This is a genomic window from Shewanella sp. SG41-4, from assembly GCF_014164505.1.
In the GTDB taxonomy this organism is placed as follows: Bacteria; Pseudomonadota; Gammaproteobacteria; order Enterobacterales; family Shewanellaceae; genus Shewanella.
Window position 1 is genome coordinate 1 of record NZ_JACJFI010000745.1, and the last position, 572, is coordinate 572.

Consider the following 572-nt stretch of genomic DNA (forward strand, 5'->3'; position numbering starts at 1 on the left):
GCCAAAAAGGCCAAATAAAGCCCCAATAACTGTAAATGATGTAATTAATACAAAATTTTTGCTCAAAATGCTCTCCGAGAGATAAATTGTCTAATAAAATTACACATTTACCGAAAATTTGTTACTAGCGAAATAGCCTGTATTTCATTACAATGTCGGCGACCAACAGGGGCTACCCCCATACAATATACTACATTATTGGTCTTTTCTTTTTGTTACTCAAACCTTTCTGAAAAAAACTAGAAAAGTGAGATAAAGGATCCCTACATGAGCGCAGATAAACATTTACAGAGCTGGCAAGAACGTTTCGAAATGGCAGAAGCAATGCAACCGTTGCTTGGCAAGTTGTATCGTAACCAAGGCATTGAAGTAATGGTATATGGTAAACCATTGTTAAATGCATCAACCATCGAAATCATTAAGTCACACCGTTTAGTACGTCGTCATGTCGGTGAAAAATTACGTCTTCGTGAAAGTTTCCCATTTGTTGTAGCACTTAGCAAATTAGCGATTAAGCATTGCCGAGTGGACATTGGTAAATTAGCGATTAACTACTGGCGTAATAACAAGGA

At 37.1% G+C, this 572-nt stretch carries 1 pseudogene; it reads left to right on the top strand.

Features of this window, described 5'->3' with window-relative positions:
• Positions 1-267: 267 nt before the first annotated feature.
• Positions 268-572, top strand: a pseudogene (locus tag H5202_RS23645) (glyceraldehyde-3-phosphate dehydrogenase); the annotation flags it as partial.